Annotated in this window: 10 protein-coding genes and 1 tRNA gene; 8 read left to right on the top strand and 3 right to left on the bottom strand. The window is 63.4% G+C overall.

Translation table 11 applies throughout. The features are described from left to right. Nucleotides 1–72 precede the first annotated feature (72 nt). From JZY06_RS07460 to JZY06_RS07450, 3 genes are all read left to right on the top strand, one after another. Nucleotides 73–1149: a potassium channel family protein gene (locus JZY06_RS07460; protein WP_207278937.1), complete on the top strand. Its 1077-nt coding sequence runs from the start codon at nt 73–75 to the stop codon at nt 1147–1149. Next, the gene (locus JZY06_RS07455; protein ID WP_207278936.1) at nt 1146–2111 is read left to right on the top strand and encodes an NAD(+) diphosphatase; all 966 of its coding nucleotides are present in this window, start codon (nt 1146–1148) and stop codon (nt 2109–2111) included. Before JZY06_RS07460 ends, JZY06_RS07455 begins: the two co-directional genes overlap by 4 nt. A 306-nt stretch (nt 2112–2417) precedes the next feature. Further along, on the top strand, nt 2418–4514 hold the full coding sequence (locus JZY06_RS07450; RefSeq protein ID WP_207278935.1) for an ATP-dependent DNA helicase UvrD2: 2097 nt from the start codon (nt 2418–2420) through the stop codon (nt 4512–4514). 123 nt (nt 4515–4637) lie between these two features. On the opposite strand, the gene JZY06_RS12575 is transcribed toward JZY06_RS07450, so the two are convergent. Next, nucleotides 4638–5780 carry a TOMM precursor leader peptide-binding protein gene (locus tag JZY06_RS12575; RefSeq protein WP_207278934.1) on the bottom strand — a complete coding sequence of 381 codons (1143 nt, stop codon included), beginning with the start codon at nt 5778–5780 and terminating at the stop codon, nt 4638–4640. Between the two features lie 279 nt (nt 5781–6059). Here JZY06_RS12575 and JZY06_RS07440 point away from each other — a divergent pair, with 279 nt between their 5' ends. Further along, nucleotides 6060–6584: a M48 metallopeptidase family protein gene (locus JZY06_RS07440; protein WP_207278933.1), complete on the top strand. Its 525-nt coding sequence runs from the start codon at nt 6060–6062 to the stop codon at nt 6582–6584. Nucleotides 6585–7462: 878 nt separating this feature from the next. Here JZY06_RS07440 and JZY06_RS07435 read toward each other — a convergent pair. Then, nucleotides 7463–8887, bottom strand: coding sequence for a zinc-dependent metalloprotease (locus JZY06_RS07435; RefSeq protein ID WP_207278932.1), 1425 nt, complete (start codon nt 8885–8887; stop codon nt 7463–7465). Between the two features lie 164 nt (nt 8888–9051). Between JZY06_RS07435 and JZY06_RS07430 the strand changes: the two genes are divergently transcribed. Beyond that, complete coding sequence (locus tag JZY06_RS07430; RefSeq protein WP_207278931.1) at nt 9052–10131, top strand: YlbL family protein; 1080 nt, start codon at nt 9052–9054, stop codon at nt 10129–10131. Between the two features lie 50 nt (nt 10132–10181). Here JZY06_RS07430 and JZY06_RS07425 read toward each other — a convergent pair whose 3' ends face one another. Next, entirely contained in the window at nt 10182–10661 is a 480-nt protein-coding gene (locus JZY06_RS07425; protein WP_207278930.1) for a hypothetical protein, read from the bottom strand. Between the two features lie 333 nt (nt 10662–10994). On the opposite strand from JZY06_RS07425, the gene JZY06_RS07420 reads away from it, so the two are divergent. The 3 genes from JZY06_RS07420 (at nt 10995) to JZY06_RS07410 (ending at nt 16210) form a co-directional block, all read left to right on the top strand. Continuing rightward, complete coding sequence (locus tag JZY06_RS07420; protein ID WP_207279017.1) at nt 10995–14093, top strand: UPF0182 family protein; 3099 nt, start codon at nt 10995–10997, stop codon at nt 14091–14093. Nucleotides 14094–14477: 384 nt separating this feature from the next. Next, complete coding sequence (locus JZY06_RS07415) at nt 14478–15932, top strand: hypothetical protein (protein ID WP_207278929.1); 1455 nt, start codon at nt 14478–14480, stop codon at nt 15930–15932. 201 nt (nt 15933–16133) lie between these two features. After that, a tRNA-Met gene (locus JZY06_RS07410) sits at nt 16134–16210 on the top strand. Nucleotides 16211–16515: the final 305 nt, after the last annotated feature.

Genomic DNA, 16515 nt, shown 5'->3' with positions numbered 1-16515 from the left:
AGGCAGGCCGGCCCGCCGCGGGGAGAACCCGCGGCCCGGTTTCCCGCCCCGGCAAGGAGGTGCCCCACCAACATGCGTGAACGATTCAGGCACCGCTTCGATACCGAGCGGGAACTCACCGAGATGCCCGACCATGCGCTGCTGAACATTATTTCCATCCCCGAGTCCCGGACGGCCTCCCCGTGGGTGCTGATCACCCGGCGGGTGGTCTATGCGCTGATCCTGCTGGCGGCGGTGGCCCTTTTGACCTATTCCGACAGGGACGGCTACACCGAGGATCTGACATTTGTCGACGCCGTCTACTATTCGGCGGTGTCCCTGTCGACCACCGGTTACGGCGATATCACCCCGGTGACCCAGCATGCACGCCTGATCAACATCATCATCATCACCCCGATCCGCATCGCCTTCCTTATTCTTCTGGTCGGTACCACCCTGTCGGTTCTGACCGAGGAAACCCGCAAGGCCCTGCAGATCCAGCGCTGGAGGAAACGCATGCGCAACCACACCGTCGTCGTCGGTTTCGGCACCAAAGGCCGCAGCGCGGTGGCCGCCCTGCTGGCCGACGGCACCCCCACCAGCCAGATCGTGGTGGTCGACACCGACAAGGAATCACTGGCCCAGGCCTCCAGCCAGGGGCTGGTGACCGTCCACGGATCGGCGACAAAAGCCGATGTTCTCAAACTGGCCGGAGTCACCCGGGCGCGGGCGGTGGTGGTGGCCCCCAACATGGACGACACCGCGGTGCTGGTGACCCTGTCGGTGCGGGAAATAGCCCCCTCGGCCACGATCGTCGCCAGTGTGCGGGAAGCGGAAAACCTGCACCTTCTGAAACAATCCGGTGCCGATTCGGTGGTTATTTCCTCCGAAACCGCGGGACGTATGCTGGGGCTTGCCACCGTCACCCCGTCGGTGGTGGAAATGATGGAGGACCTGCTGTCCCCGGATGAGGGCTTTTCCATTGCCGAGCGTCTGGTCGGCGAGGACGAAGTGGGCGCCAACCCCCGGCATCTGGCCGATATTGTGCTCGGCGTGGTGCGTTCCGGTGAGCTGTACCGGATTGATTCCGCGGAAGCCGAAACCGTCGAACCCGGCGACCGGCTGCTGTTTGTGCGCCGTGTCTTCCGCGAGGATGTGCCGGCCCAGTGACCGCCGCCCACCCCGACCGGCCGGCACCGTGTCTCCACCGCTTCGTCGACTTCCCGCCCTCCGGCCCGGTCACTGTCACTGTGGCACAGCCGGGTCCCGGGGTATCCACCCCCGGCTGGCGCCACCGGTTGCTGCCGGTATCCCCCCGCGGAACAATTCTCGTCGGCCGGGATCTGTCACAGCTTGCCACCATGGCGGCACTGGGCATGGACGATGCTGTGGCCGCCGGTGCGCCCGGGCACCCGGATGCGCTGGCCGGGATCATCGCCGGGCCGGGGGAAACACACACCGCGGTGTGGGCGGCAGCGGTGGACAACCGGTGCATGCGGCAGTTGGCGGAAACAAGAAAAGACCTCGTGGAGGTGGGTGCGCGGGATGTGTTTGCCGCCGGTGATCCGGCCGCCGGCCGCGCGGCGGCCCGGGCGGTGTCCCTGGTCAGGAACAAAACCCTGTCCGGTTTCGACCCGGCCACCGGCCAGCCGGTGCAGTGGGACGGCTCCGGGGGGCGGGGAACAACAGCTGCGGGCGGGGAGTGCTTCGCCCGGATCAACCCGTGCGTGATCGGGCTGGTGAAAAAACCGGGCGAAGACAAAATCCTGCTGGGCCGCAATGCGGTGCGCTCCGGCTATTTCTCGGCCCTGGCCGGATACTGCGAGCCGGGGGAGACCCTCGAGCAGGCGTTTATGCGGGAAGTCTTCGAGGAATCGGGTGTCACCATCACCGGTATCCGCTACGTCAGTTCCCAACCGTGGCCGGACAGCGGATCACTGATGGTGGCGTTTACCGCCGTGGCCGACCCGTCAAGCACACCCCGGCCCGTCGACGGGGAACTTGCGGAGGTGGGCTGGTTTTCCGCCCGGCAGATCTCAAGCGGCCGGGTGCCGCTTCCCCGGCCGGGTTCGGTCGCCCGCCGCATGATCGATGCCTTCGCCGCCGGGGAGCTGATCATCGGGGACAATTAGCACACCAGGCTTCACCCCGCACGGCTTACCGCCCGCACCCCGTACAGGCCGTTGCAGGGCAAAGGAAAAAGACAACGGCGGCGGGGGAGGATGTGCCGGTTCCCCCATTTTCCCCCACCGGCAACCCCGCCGCCGCCCGGGGTGTGGACATCCCCGCCGTGTCCACTGCCGCAGGCGGCACCGTCAGCGAACCAGTGGCGGTGATCCCGGGGTGGTCTGATAGCTTGGCAGCGCGGGCACCGGCACAGATGATGCGGCGGATTGGCCGGAAGGTGAAACACTGTCAACCAGGGCGAGGAGCAACCGGTGGGTTTCGACGTCAATGATCTCGATGACAACCAGCGTCAGGCGGCCCTGGCCCCCCGCGGGCCGGTGTGCATTCTGGCGGGAGCCGGAACCGGTAAAACCCGCACCATCATCTACCGCATCGCCTCGTTGATCGACCGGGGACTGTCCTCCCCGGAGCGGATGCTGGCGGTGACCTACACCGCCAAAGCCGCCACCGAGATGCGGCAACGCCTGGCCGGCATGGGAATCCCGGGGGTGCAGGCACGCACCTTCCACGCCTCGGCCAGAATGCAGCTGCGCCACTTCTGGCCGCAGGTCTACGGCAATATCCGCTGGGAGTTGGTCGACAACCCGTGGCGGATGATCCAGGCCGCGGTGGCGGCACACGGGCTGAATGCCACCACCACCACGGTGCGGGATGTCAGGGAAGAAATCTCCTGGGCCAAAGCCACCCTGATCAGCCCGGCAGACTATGCGGCCACCGTGGCGGGCAGCGGGCGGACCCCGCCGGTGGACGCCACGAGTTTCGCCGCTATCTACCGCGACTACGAACAGTCGAAAGTCCGCGACGATGTGGTGCTGCTCGATTTCGATGATCTGCTGGTCCACATTGCCGCGATGATGGAACAATCCCCGGCCGTGGCCGAGGAATTCCGTGCCCGCTACCGCAGTTTCACCGTCGACGAATACCAGGATGTCACCCCGCTGCAGCAGCGGGTGCTCAACGCCTGGCTGGGACCGCGCACCGACATCACCGTGGTGGGGGATGCCAACCAGACGATCTACTCGTTTACCGGCGCCACCCCGGATTATCTGCTCAACTTCTCCCGCACCTATCCGGATGCCACCATGATCCGCCTGCAGCGGGACTACCGTTCCACCCCGCAGATCACCCGCCTGGCCAATACTGTCATCGGCAAAGCCCGCGGCCGGGTGGCCGCCACCCGACTGACGCTGGAAGGGATGCGCCCGGCAGGCGATGAGCCGTCCTTTACCGCCTACGCCACCGATGACGCGGAAGCCGACGGGGTGGCCGCGGCCATCAAAGATCTCATCGACGGCGGCGCCCTCCCCTCACAGATCGCGGTGCTCTACCGCATCAACGCCCAATCCCAGGCCTATGAAAACTCGCTGGCCAGAATCGGTGTCGCCTACCAGGTCAAAGGGGGGAAAAGTTTTTTCTCCCGCCCGGAGGTCACCCGGTCGGTCGGTGCCTTGTCCCGGGCGGCGCGCACCCCGGCAACCGCCGGACTATCCGGGACAAACCTGCGTGCCCTGGTCAATAAAATCCTTGCCGACAACGGTCTTTCCCCCACCGAACCGGCCGGCCGGCAGGCGAAGGAACAGTGGCGGGCGCTATCGACACTGAAAGACCTGTGCCTGGATTTGGTTGAGGCGGACAGCGATCTCGATACCGCCGGGCTGGCCGTTGAGCTGTCCCGCCGCGGCCAGCAGAAAGAATCCTCCGGCGTGGAGGCCGTCACCCTGACCAGCCTGCATGCGGCCAAAGGTCTGGAATGGGACACCGTGTTTCTGGTCGGCCTGACCGAAGGCTCCGTCCCGATCAGCCAGGCGATCAAATCCGGTGACTACCAGATAGAAGAAGAACGCCGCCTGTTTTACGTCGGGGTTACCCGCGCCCGGGAAAAACTGCTGTGCTCCTGGGCGATCCACCACAGCGCGGATTCCCGCACCACCCGCACCCGCACCCGTTTTTTGGACGGCATCGTCGACGACGGGCCCACTAACGACCGCGGCCAGCGCGCCGACCGGGCGAAAAGACGGCTCACAGCCTCCCGCCGGGGAAGCTCGAAGCGCTGCCCTGTGTGCGGCGCACCACTGGACAGCCCGGCCGCGGCGATTCTGGGTCACTGCGAGGACTGTGCCGGGGACACCAATCCGGAGGCTGTCGCCGGGCTCCGGCAGTGGCGGCGTGATCTGGCGAAAGAAAAAAATGTGCCCGCCTACATTATCTTCACCGACGCCACCCTGCTGGCGATCGCCGAAGCACTGCCGGCGAACCGGGAGGAGCTGTTGACCATCGCCGGTATCGGACCGATGAAAATGGCCGAATACGGCGATGACCTTCTGGCCCTTGTCGCCCAATGGCGTTAGGTGGGAAAACCACGCCCCGGCGTGAGAGGCCAGCTGCCGCCGCACACACCATCGGCCACCGTGAACCGGCGGTCCTGTTGCCGCCCCGCCGGGCGAACCCGGGCAAGTTCACAGAAAAACCCGTCAGACGGCGTCGGCGCGCCGCCTGCCGTCGGCGCCGGCCGCGGGTGCGCCGGTGGCGCGGGCACTGGTGGGTCTGCCGCCGAAACACACCGGGCACCGCGGATGCGGACGGGAAGTGTCGGTTTCGGTGAAAAAGCGGAAAGGATCAACAGTCAGGGTGGTGCCCGCACTCAGCAGGGCCGGCACCCGGGACGCCGGTTCCAGGTGCACATTCTGTGCCAGCGCCACCATCGCCGCCACCCTGCCCGCCACCACTGACAGCAGTGCCGGATCCACCGGTTTGTGCTGCGCGGCGTAGCGCCGGACCATCTGCGGGTGCAGGGGATCGGCGTCACTGGCGTGAAAAACCGCGCACAGCGGGCACGGACCCTGCCCGTTGAAACGCACCGGCCCGATGACCCCGCGGCCGTCGACGGCCTGCACCGGGATCACTGTTCCCCCGCGGCGGACACATGCCCCGGCCACCTGCTGGTAGCGGTGGCGCATATCAACAATCACCAGTGGCAGACCGTGTCCTGCCCGCAGCATGGTCGTGGTGTCATCGGCCCCGGCCAGCCGGGTGATCACCTGCATACCCATCGAATCGATGACCCGGACCACCGCTTCAGCCAGTGCCGATGAACCGATGACCACCGCGCCGGGCCGCCGGGGCGGGACGGTGGTGATCACCCCGTAGCCGGTCAGATCCTCCAGGATGAAACCTGCCGCCACACGGTCCACGCCCGCCCGGCATAACGCCTCGGCCAGCAGGCTTTTCGGCTGTGGTGTGCGGGCCGCGGCAAACACTGCGGCGATGGTGTCCAGCAGCTGCTGGTCCAGCCCGTTGATAATGCCCGCCCGGGTGGAATCAAGACCGAACTGGATGGCGTCCGGCGGCCGGACAAGAACAGTGGCGGACGGCGATAACGCAAGCTGGACTTCATCATCGTCATCCACCGGATGTTCCGGCCGCCACCAGTGCGAGAGTGCCGGAATGCTGTCGCAGGCAAGACCCTGGGTCATGCGCTTAGCTGAGGCGGCAAACCGCCGGATCCCGGGCCGGTTGTCCGGTGCGGCAGGCACACATGCCACCGCGGCATCATCCGGATCGGGCAGCCGCACCGGGGCCAGGCCGCGGATACGCTGACGGTCATCTGCTGTCACAGGGGATACTCCTTCCACGCGCTGTGGGAAAAACAACGTCCGGCAGGCACCGGTGCGATCGCACCGGTGCGAACGTGTCGATGAAAAAAAGACACACGCCCACTGACCATCAGTGGCGGACACACCTGCAGGGGCGGACCTGCCCCGTATGCGCCGGGGGTGCGGGGCGGGACTGTGGTCTGCCCGTACACGGTGGTTGGTCTTGTGCGGTGGTCTGCCGGTTCCACGGACGGCGGATACCACCCCGGTTTGTGGGGCATCCGGATAGACTTGGCCGTCATGGATGAAGCACCGGTGAGAATCATCCGCTCGAAGAAACGGCGGAAAACCCTCGAGGCCCGGTGGGCGGACGGGCAGATAGTGGTGCGGGTTCCCTTCGGCATGGGGCAGCAAGCCGAAGCCGAGGCCGTGGACCGTGTGGTTGCCAAGTTGCGCCGCAAATCCACCCGGGCCGGAATCAGCGATGAGGATCTGGTGCAGCGTGCCGCACAACTCAACCGGGCTTTTTTGGACAGTGCCGCACGCCCCGGCAGTATCCGCTGGGTGAGCAACCAAACCCGCCGCTGGGGTTCGTGCACCACCGCAACAGGAGATATCCGCATCAGCGACAGATTGAAAGATGTTCCGGCCTATGTTCTGGATGCGGTGCTGCTGCACGAGTTGATCCACACCATTACCCGCGGCCACGGCGCGGAATTCCGTCGGCTGATGCAGACCTATCCCGACCATGCCAAAGCAGAGGGCTACCTGGAGTGCTACCAGCGTTTCGGTCCCGGTAATCCGGCAGCCGACAACAGCTGCTAAGACCGTTCGGCCGGACAGGACGCAAAAACACCACTGTTGCCACCGGGGTACATCACCTGCTGCTGCACGCCCCACCAGGGGAAGATGATGGCACAGGGCCGCTCCGTCGGCGGGAGAGAAAAACAACCACTGGTGTCCGGTGAATACGGGCGTTCATCCCCGCGGGGTATGTGGATCGTGCCTGCTTGTAGCGTTATTCCCCGGAACAAGGGGCACCGGGGGCCATCGACTGATCGTCGACATCATTCCGGTTGCCTCCGGTGGGGGTTTCTTCCGGCGGGCAAAGCCCCACCGCCGGTGCATGCGCCACAAGGCACCGCACCGGAGTCGTCGAAAGTTTGCCTGATCCGCCGCCGCGACCCTCAGCAGCGTGAAGGACAAGAACGAAAATCCCCTTGAGGATCGACCACCGTGGCAGGTGGGCCTTGCGGATTCCCCACCAGCGCGGAACCCGGCACAGTGCCGGCAGAGCACAGACCCGCCAATGTGACGGCGGTGTCAGTCTGGGGCGTCAATGGTGGGTGTGGGCGGGGCTGTTTTCCCCATTGATCGTGGCTGTCACGGTAAACGGGATGCACCAGGTGTGGTCAGGCCGACCTGCGCCCGGACCGGGTCGTGTGGCATCCGGACAGCTGCCGCCGGTGCCACCGGAGCAGCAGTGAGGTGGAAGCGGCCGCAGGGCCTATCGTGTGCGGTTTGCCGTGGCCTTGAAAGGGACGCTCCCGGAAAAACGATCAAGGACAACGGGAAAACCCGTACGGGTCAATGGACACTGCCGACAGCCGGAAAAGCTGGGAGCGCAACTGCCGCCCGGGCCGCACGGGGGTGCCTGCACCACAGGACGCTGGTGCAGGCATGTGGGCGTCGGTGGCTGTTACCTAGGATTTGTCGTCCCCGTCGGCGTTGTCATCGCCGGTGTCACCGTCATCGGTGCTGTCGGTGCTGTCCTGCTGCTGTTTTTCTTCCTCGGCCTTGCGGGCGAGTTCCTCTTCCAGGGCGTTGATTTCCGCAATCGGATCGAAGTCGTCGCCGTCGGCGTCATCGAGCAGCCGGTCGATGAAAGCGGCCGGGTGGTCAAGATCGTCGGCATCGGGCAGGAAATCGGGGTGATCCCACACCGCGTCGCGGCGCTGCCCGCCGACAGCGGTGGTGGCCCGCTGCCACAGATTGGCCGCGGCCTCGATCTTCGGGGCTGAAATGGTGATGCCCACAATGCGTTCCATGGCTTTGTCCGCACTGCCGCCTGTGGCGCGTCGGCGGGTGAAAGCCTCGGTGATCAGTGGTGTCGACGGGATGCGTTCACCGAGCGTTTCACCGACAACATGATCGACCCAACCTTCCACCAGGGCCAGAAGGGTTTCCAGACGGGTGGTGGCTCCGGCATTGCGGGAAGAGATCCTGGGGGAGAGATCCATGCTCTGCAGTTTGCCGATCGCATCCTGGATGTCTGTGGGTTCACCGGATTCCAGGTTCAGTTCCCTGGCGGCATCCTCAATGTGGGAGGTGTCGATGACCAGGCCGCGGGCATACTCCTCGACCGAAGAGACAAGCTGTTCGGTCAGCCACGGCACATGGGTGAAAAGCCGCTGCCGGGCAGCTTCCCGGGCGGCCACATAGATCATCAAATCCCGGCGTTCACAGCCCACCTCCTTGGCAATGGAGATAATGCGCTGCGGCAGCAGGGCGACGGTGTTTTTCGGGGCGACCGGCAGACCCATGTCGCAGCCGGAAATAACCTGGCCGGCCAACTCCCCGAGGGAAGAACCCAACTGCATTCCCGAGTTCATGCCGCTCATCTGGTTCATCATGGTCAACATGGGGCCAACCATTTCCCGGGCCTGCTCCGGGAGGGATTCCAGCTGCGCTTCGTTCATGCGCTCAGCTACCGGGGTGACAAAGCGTTTCCAGCTGTCAAGGGTGCCGTGCAGCCAGTCTTTGGGCGACCATGCAACCACCTGGGCGCCGGAAGACGGCAGATCGGTGACTCCGTCCATCCACACATCAGCCAGCCGGACGGCCTCTTCAACCGCCTGGGATTGCGCCGGGCTGGGCTGGGCGGGCGAGCCGATTTCCTGCAGCGCAATTTTTTCGGCGAGCTGGTAATTGACGGCCCCGCCGTCGGAGTTGTTCATGGTGGAACCGACCCCGGAGAGCATTTGCCCGAACTGGTTGAGCATATCGCCCAAACTTCCCCCGCCGGACGGGGCGCCGAAGCCGAAAATCGAGAAAGGATTGTCGTCTTTGCGGCGGTCGTCGTCATCATCGTCGTCGCGGGGGGTGAAACCGAATCCGTTGCTAGCCATGTGCCCAATCTACCGAGACGCCAAGTCCCGACGCCATTTTTTCCCGCGTGCTGTCAGCGAACAGCACAGGGGGCACAAACTTCACGCAGGAGCTGAACCGGATCGGCGGCTGTGTCGGCGGGCTGCTGCCTGGTAGCTGAAGCGGGCCGGTAAGGTCTATGGGCGTGAAACGCCGAACCGCAACAGTTGTCTACGGGGCCATTCCCGTGGTTGTGCTCGCCCTGGCCGCCGGAGCCGATTCCCTGCCGGTGGTGGGGGATTCGTTGCGTGTTCCCTACGCCGCCGAGGGACCGGGCCCCACCTACAACGTGCTCGGGGACTACGAAGGTGAGCCGATCATCGAGATAACCGGCGCGCCAACCGGCGCCACCAGCGGGCATTTGAACATGACCACTGTGTCGGTGGTACACAACATGACCCTGATGCAGGCATTGCATCGGTGGGCGACAACCGATGACACATTCGTGCCCCTGGACCAGATCATCCCGCCGGGGCAGACGGTGGAGGATGTCCGGGAAACCTCGACCATCCAGTTCAATCTCTCGGAGGCGAAAGCCACCACCGCGGCACTGACCTATGTGGGCAAACCCGTTGAAACCTTTGCCGCCGGGACCGTCGACGGCTCCGCGGCCAGTGGGGTGATCGCGGAGGGGGATGTGATTGTGTCCGTCGACGGGGAAAAAGTGTCCTCCCCGCTGGAGGTCACTGAGCTGGTGCGCCGCCGCAAACCGGGCGAGCAGATTCACATGCGGGTGCGGGAGGAAAAAACAGGCACCGAAAAAGATGTCGAATTCACTCTCGGCAGGCATTCGACAGGATCCGGCACGTCGGTGGCGTTCGCCGGTATTCAGCTGGGTGCCAGACCGGCCGACGGAATGGAGGTCACCTTCAATCTTTCCGGTGTCGGCGGCCCGTCAGCCGGATTGATTTTCACGCTGGCGCTCATCGACAAACTGGATGACCGGGAGTTGACCGGCGGTGCCTTCATCGCCGGAACCGGCACCATCGACTACGACGGAACAGTCGGGATGATTGGCGGTATCAGCCACAAAGTGGAAGCCGCCGTCAACGCCGGGGCCGACGTGTTTTTGGCCCCGACCGGCAACTGTGCGGAAGCGGTGGCCAAACCGCATGGCCAGATGCTGGTGCTGAAAGCAGACGATCTGGCCGACGCCGTCAACCAGATCGAGGCTTTCAAGAAAGGCTCCGGCTACACCACCTGCGAGCAGTCGCTGGACTCATAAGATTCCGGTGACCACTTCGCCGGTCTGCGGCCCACCGGCGGCTTTGCGGGCTAGTGTCCGATGGCCGCATGCAGGGCTTCCGCGATGACCGGCTCCACCTTCGAGCCGTCTTTGATCATCGGTTTTCCCTCTTCGTCGATTGTTTCCAGAAGAATCAGCTTCAGTCCACCGCGCCAGACACCGGTGTGCAGCACAGCCTGCTGGTCGACGCCGGTGTTCGGGTCCCGGATCGTGACGGTGTGGCTGAGTATCACCCCGTCGGGTTCCCCCGGAACGACCAGGGTCGACAGGAATGTCTCCATGTCGGCGATTTCTGCCTCGTCCAACTGTTCGGGGACGACCAGTACCGGTGAATCGCCGATTTTTTCTTCCAGCTCGGGGTGGCGCCGGCGAAACTTCTCCCCATCGAACAAGGTGCACAATGCTGGAAGCGTGCCGGTGGTGCGCAGATGGTTGACTGCCTGCAGGGAGGCGATGTTGAGCTTGGCCTGCTCTCTGCGGCCGGGATCGTCCGGTAACGGGTGGCTCATGGCAATCCTTAGAAAAAGTCGTGGAATACCGGACAAGGGGCTGTGGATGGCTGGTCAATAAGTCACCGCAACCTGAGAACCCGCATCCGGTGGTGTCCGCTGTGGGACACCGCCACCAGTGTATGGAAGACTGGGCTTGCCCGTCGGCGGCGCGGGGCGTGCAACCTATCGCTGTGCGCCGTTTCACCGCTCACGCTGTGCCGGGCGGGGAGAATGTTTCCACCCGCCCGCCCATAGCCCCGCAGTCAAACGCGCCGCTGTTCACTTCGGGCATGTCTCACGTTGCCTTTCGCACCTAGGAGTGACACCACCATCGTGGCTGATCCAACACAGATGCCGTTTCCGCCCGGCCCATCACAGCAGAAGCGCCCGCCCCGCGGGCTAATGATCGGTGCGGCGATTGTCGGCGCCGTTTTGTTCCTGCTTCCCATGATTGTCGGGTTCATCACCGACTGGGAATGGTTCGCCTCCGTCGACTACAGCGGGGTCTTTACCACCGTTGTCCTGCTGCGGATCGCCATGTTCGCCGCTTTCGCGGCCGTGGCGGTCCTGGTGACCGGGCTGGCCGGATGGGTGGCCTACCGCACCAGACCCAAGCACACCGGCGGATTTGATCCCTCCAGTCCGCTGTCGAGCTACCATTCCGCCATCGAGCAGTCATTGAAGCGGGTGCTCATCGGGGTGCCGCTGATTATCGGGGTCGGGGCCGGTCTGGTCGGCCAGGCGTCGTGGACAACCGCGGCGATGGCGTTCAACTACCATTCCTTCGGCCAGACTGACCCGCAGTTCGGCCGGGACTACGGCTTCTACGCCTTCATCCTGCCCTTCCTGCGGATGCTGGCCGGTTCAATCTCGGTGCTGCTGGTGGTGGCGTTCCTGGTGGCCCTGGCCGCCCACTACCTGCTGGGAGGCATTAAAGCCGGCTCCATCGGCGGCGGGTTCAAAGGGACTCTTTCCCGTGGTGCGCGCATCGAACTGTCGGTGATCGCCGGTATTTTCATGCTGGTCAAAGTCGCCGGATTCTGGCTGGACCGCTACGACCTGCTGTCGCGGGAGCATGTGCTCTCCCAAGCCCAGACCTCGTTTACCGGCGGCAACTACACCGACATCAACGCGGTCCTGCCGGCGAAAATTCTGCTCATGGTCATCGCCCTGGTGGTGGCTTTCGCCTTTTTCGCCACCGTGGTTTTGAAGGATCTGCGCATCCCGGCCCTGGCCACCGCACTGATGGTGCTCAGCTCCGCGATCATCGGGGTGGCCTGGCCGATGGCCGTGGAACAGTTCTCCGTGGTGCCCAACCGTGCGGAAAAAGAATCCAAATACATCGCCCGCAATATTGAGGCCACCCGCTACGCCTACGGCTTGACCGACAACCACGTCACCTACGAGATGAACTGGGGCGCTGACGGTGCCTCCAATGAGGCAGTCGCCAATGATACGGCCACCCTGTCGAATATCCGTCTGCTGGATCCGCAGATTCTCGCCGACACTTTCACCCAGCGTGAACAGCTGAAAAACTTCTACGGCTTCCCGAAGAAGCTGAACATTGACCGCTACACCGTCGACGGCGAGCTGCGCGACTATGTGGTCGCCGCCCGTGAAATCGACCCCAATGCGCTGACCGACAATCAGCGTGACTGGATCAACCGGCACACCGTCTACACCCACGGCAACGGACTGGTGGCAGCGCCCGCCAACAAAGTCGACGAGGTGGCCCGCGATGTCGGATCGACCCGTGGTGGCTACCCGATTTTCATTGTTTCCGACCTGCAGACACTCGAACGCCAGCAAAACGATCCCGATGCCAAGAAACTCGGCATTGAGGTCACCGAACCCCGCATCTACTACGGGCCGGTGATTTCCTCCGGGCCGACCAACCAGGACTACGCGATCGTCGGCGGCAAACTCAACGGCAAATCACTGGAATACGACACCGACGGCTCGACCTACACCTACCAGGGAAGCGGTGGCGTGAGTATCGGCAACCTGGCGCAGCGCGCCCTGTTCGCCGCGAAATACCAGGAACTGAACATGCTGCTCAGTGACCGGATCAGCGGGGACTCGAAGATTATCTTCAACCGTGACCCGCGGTCCCGGGTGGAAAAAGTCGCCCCCTGGCTGACCACCGATTCCGCCACCTACCCGGCGGTGATTGACGGCCACATCAAGTGGATCGTCGACGGCTACACCACCCTGGAATCCCTGCCGTACGCGAAAACCACACAGCTCGACAGTGTCACCCGGGATGCGCTCAACGCCACCGGGCTGAACCAGAATGTGTTCACCCCGAAGATCGGCTACATCAGAAACTCCGTCAAAGCCGTCGTCGACGCCTACGACGGAACCGTGGAACTCTACGCCTTCGACGAGGAAGACCCGGTACTCAAGGCCTGGCAGGGTGTGTTCCCGGATACGGTCAAGCCGAAAAGTGACATCTCCGATGCGCTGATGAACCACCTGCGCTACCCGGAGGACATGTTCAAGGTGCAGCGCGAGATGATCGCCAAGTACCACGTCGATGATGCCCGGGTGTTTTTCACCTCCGACAACTTCTGGTCCGTCCCCTCCGATCCGACCAGTGAAATCCAGGGATCGAAACTGGCCCAGCCGCCCTACTACGTGGTGGCCGGTTCCCCGAAAGACGATGACCCCAGCTTCCAGCTGATCACCCCCTTCCGCGGGTTCGAGCGTGAGTTCCTCGCCGCCCACATGACCGTCAGCTCTGATCCGGAGACCTACGGTGATATCACCGTCCGTGTCCTTCCCACCGACACCCAGACCTTCGGCCCGGCGCAGGCGCAGGATGCGATGATGTCGTCGGACCAGATTGCCCGTGACCGTTCGCTGTGGCAGGCCACCAACGACATCACCAACGGCAACCTGTTGACTCTGCCGGTCGGTGGCGGGGAAATCCTCTACGTTGAACCGATCTACACCAAGCGCAAGAACCAGGAATCGGCTTTCCCGAAGCTGCTTCGTGTGCTGGTCTATTACAAGGGTTCGGTCGGCTACGCGCCGACGATCGCCGAAGCATTAAGCCAGGTGGGTATTGACCCGAAGGCTGCTGCTGACCTGGCGGAAGCCGAAAAGACCGGTGGTGCCATCAATGTCGATGACGCTGATACCCCGGCGACAACCGGCAGTGAGGACACTCCGGCAGGCACGGCTGCGACAGTGCCGCAGGCCAGCGACGCCGCCCCGGCCGATGTTGCCGAAGCGCTGCAGCGGGTGCGCGATGCACTCGATGCCTTAAATGGCGCCAAGTCCGGTTCCTTCGAAGACTACGGACGGGCACTCGACAGGCTGGACAAAGCCGTTGCCGACTACCAGCAGCTGACCGGTAACCCGCAGCCGAGCGTGAGCGAACAACTCGACAGCCCGGCCGCCGATGCGGAATCCGGAGACAAGGAGGCTGCCGCGGTGGCGCAGTAACCACCACCCGGTTTTTTGCGGAGGCACACAGAGACGGCCCCACCACTCCCAACCCCGAAATGGGGGAGGGGTGGGGGGCCGTCTTTTTTCGCGCCATAACCGGCATTGACCAGCTATTTTATCGGTAGTGTGGGTGGCTGTGATCTTTGTCGGCGCACCGCTGCATGACTGGAGAGGCTTGTGGCGAAGTCCATCTGGGAGCCGTTTTTAATGTTGATCTTGTTGGTTCACAGACCAACAAAAACACACACCGTCCGGTTGATGTTTCTGGGATAAGGAACATGGAAATGACAGGGTCGCAGGTTTCCCGCAAGGGAGGTGACCCGGTGCCGCCAATGAGTGCCAGTCATTCACCGGACCTGAGTTCCCTTCAGGAGGAACATCATGGAGACCAACTCCACCACCCAGAGCCCGTCCACCGAGCGCACCTTCACGGTTCAGATTCTCAACCCCGTGTCGAACCTCGGAATCAACTCCGGCTTCCTGCCGATCCCGAACAAGGGACCCGGTTTTTCCGCGGTCAACAACATCGGTCGACTGACCGGGTTCATTGAAATCCGGAACCTGGTGCCGATCATCGACAACTGCACGCTTGATTCCAATCCGCGGTTTTCCCGCAGGGGCGAGGTGACCGATGAAATCGAGGAGACCATTGCTCTCACCCCGGAGCTGCTGCCCTTCAAATCCAAGGGCATTCTCATGGCAGTGCCCTCGGTGGTGTCCCTCGACCGCAACCGGGTCAGCCTGACCATCGAAAACCCGATGGCGGAAGGAATCCTTGACGGTGGACACAATGCGCTGGCCGCAGGTCTGTCGCTGCTGCGCAAGACCTCCATGGACCGCAAGGAATTCAACAAGATCAAGACCTGGAAGGATCTGAAGCAGGCATGGGGACAGTTCGCCGATGAGCTTGATGCCATCCGCCGGGATCCGGACGAAAACAAAGCGTTGATGCCGCTGGAAATCCTCTTCCCGGCCAATCCGGACGACGAGTCCTGTGTCGCCTACTTCAACGAGCATCTGCTGGAAGTGTGTGCCGCCCGCAACAACAACGTGCAGCTGGCGCCGACAACCACCGCCAACCAGGAGGGTCTGCTCGATCCGCTCAAGCAAGTGCTCGCAGGCTGTGGCGTCACAGAGCGTATCCAGTGGAAGACCAACGGTGAAGGCACGATCGCGGTCCCCGATGTCACGGCATTGGCCTGGATTCCGCTCAGTGCCATCGATCTTCCCGTCGACGATGACGGCATGCAGGTCACCGCGCTGACAGGCCGCAGTGCCTACGCACAGAAAGGCCTGGCCTTTAAGCGCTACAAAAAGCTCATGTCCTGCCGTGCGGTCTCATCGGCCAAGAACAACGACTACCAGCGTGAGGTCGATAACGAGCAGGTGTGGGCCGCCCACGAGCTGCTGCCGGATATCGTCAGGGCCTACGACTACATCCAGTGCAACTTCGCCGAGGCCTATAACGCGACCGGCGGTAAGTTCGGCCGCATCACCTCCGTGCAGGCGGTCAACAAGGGCAAGTCCCCGAAGTCGTCGAAGTTCTTCGGCAAGCCGGTGGCCACAGATGTGCCCCTCGGATTCCTCATGCCGGTGGTCTTCGCTCTCCGGGTGCTGATCACCCAGGATCAGAAGACGAAGCTGCCGATGTGGCGGGACAATATGGACCCGGTGGCCTTTCTGGAAGAGCACCTGGCGGAGATCGTCAAGGAGATGCGGGGTCTGTACGAATCCTTCAACTTCGATCCGCAGAAAGTCGGCAAGGAGAACCACTCCTACAGTGCCGCTGAAGCTGCGGTGAAGAATATCTACATGTCAGCAATGCTGGGCATGTAGCGCGCTATGGGCTGCCGCACGGCAGTCGACAGAGATGCCTTTCGGGTGAACTAATCACTGCCCCATCGGGGACGACAACCGGCTGATGGTCGGGAAAGTCCCTGGTGGGGCTTTGATTTGTTGTTTTGGCCCGACGTCTGTAACATTGTGCAAGTCAGCGGGCCGGAAGGCCTGCCCGACATGGTGAATAACATCACCCGACGCGGGGTGGAGCAGCTCGGTAGCTCGCTGGGCTCATAACCCAGAGGTCGTAGGTTCGAATCCTGCCCCCGCTACCACTTCAACTCCCTACCAGCACCCGTGCTGGTAGGGAGTTTTTTCATTTCAGCCGCACTGCCGAGACGGGGCTAAGGTGCACAATGTGTGTCCGGACTGGGGGGGTACATCCGGTACGAGGCGAAAAAAATAGGGTTGGCTTGGCTCTGCTGGGGGTGGTGCTGTGCCTGTTGCGGTGTGATGGGGGTGGGTGGTTGACCTGCCGGGGATAAAAGTTGTAGGTGTCTTTATCGCTGGTGGTACCGAATGTTTGGGGGTGTGTCCGCCTGGAAGGAGGGGATGGATTGCCATCTTTTGGATGATGGTG

This window comes from Corynebacterium mendelii, from assembly GCF_017307055.1.
Taxonomy (GTDB): Bacteria; Actinomycetota; Actinomycetes; order Mycobacteriales; family Mycobacteriaceae; genus Corynebacterium; species Corynebacterium mendelii.
Note: the sequence above shows the minus strand (reverse complement) of the source record. Positions and strands in the feature narration are given on the sequence as shown.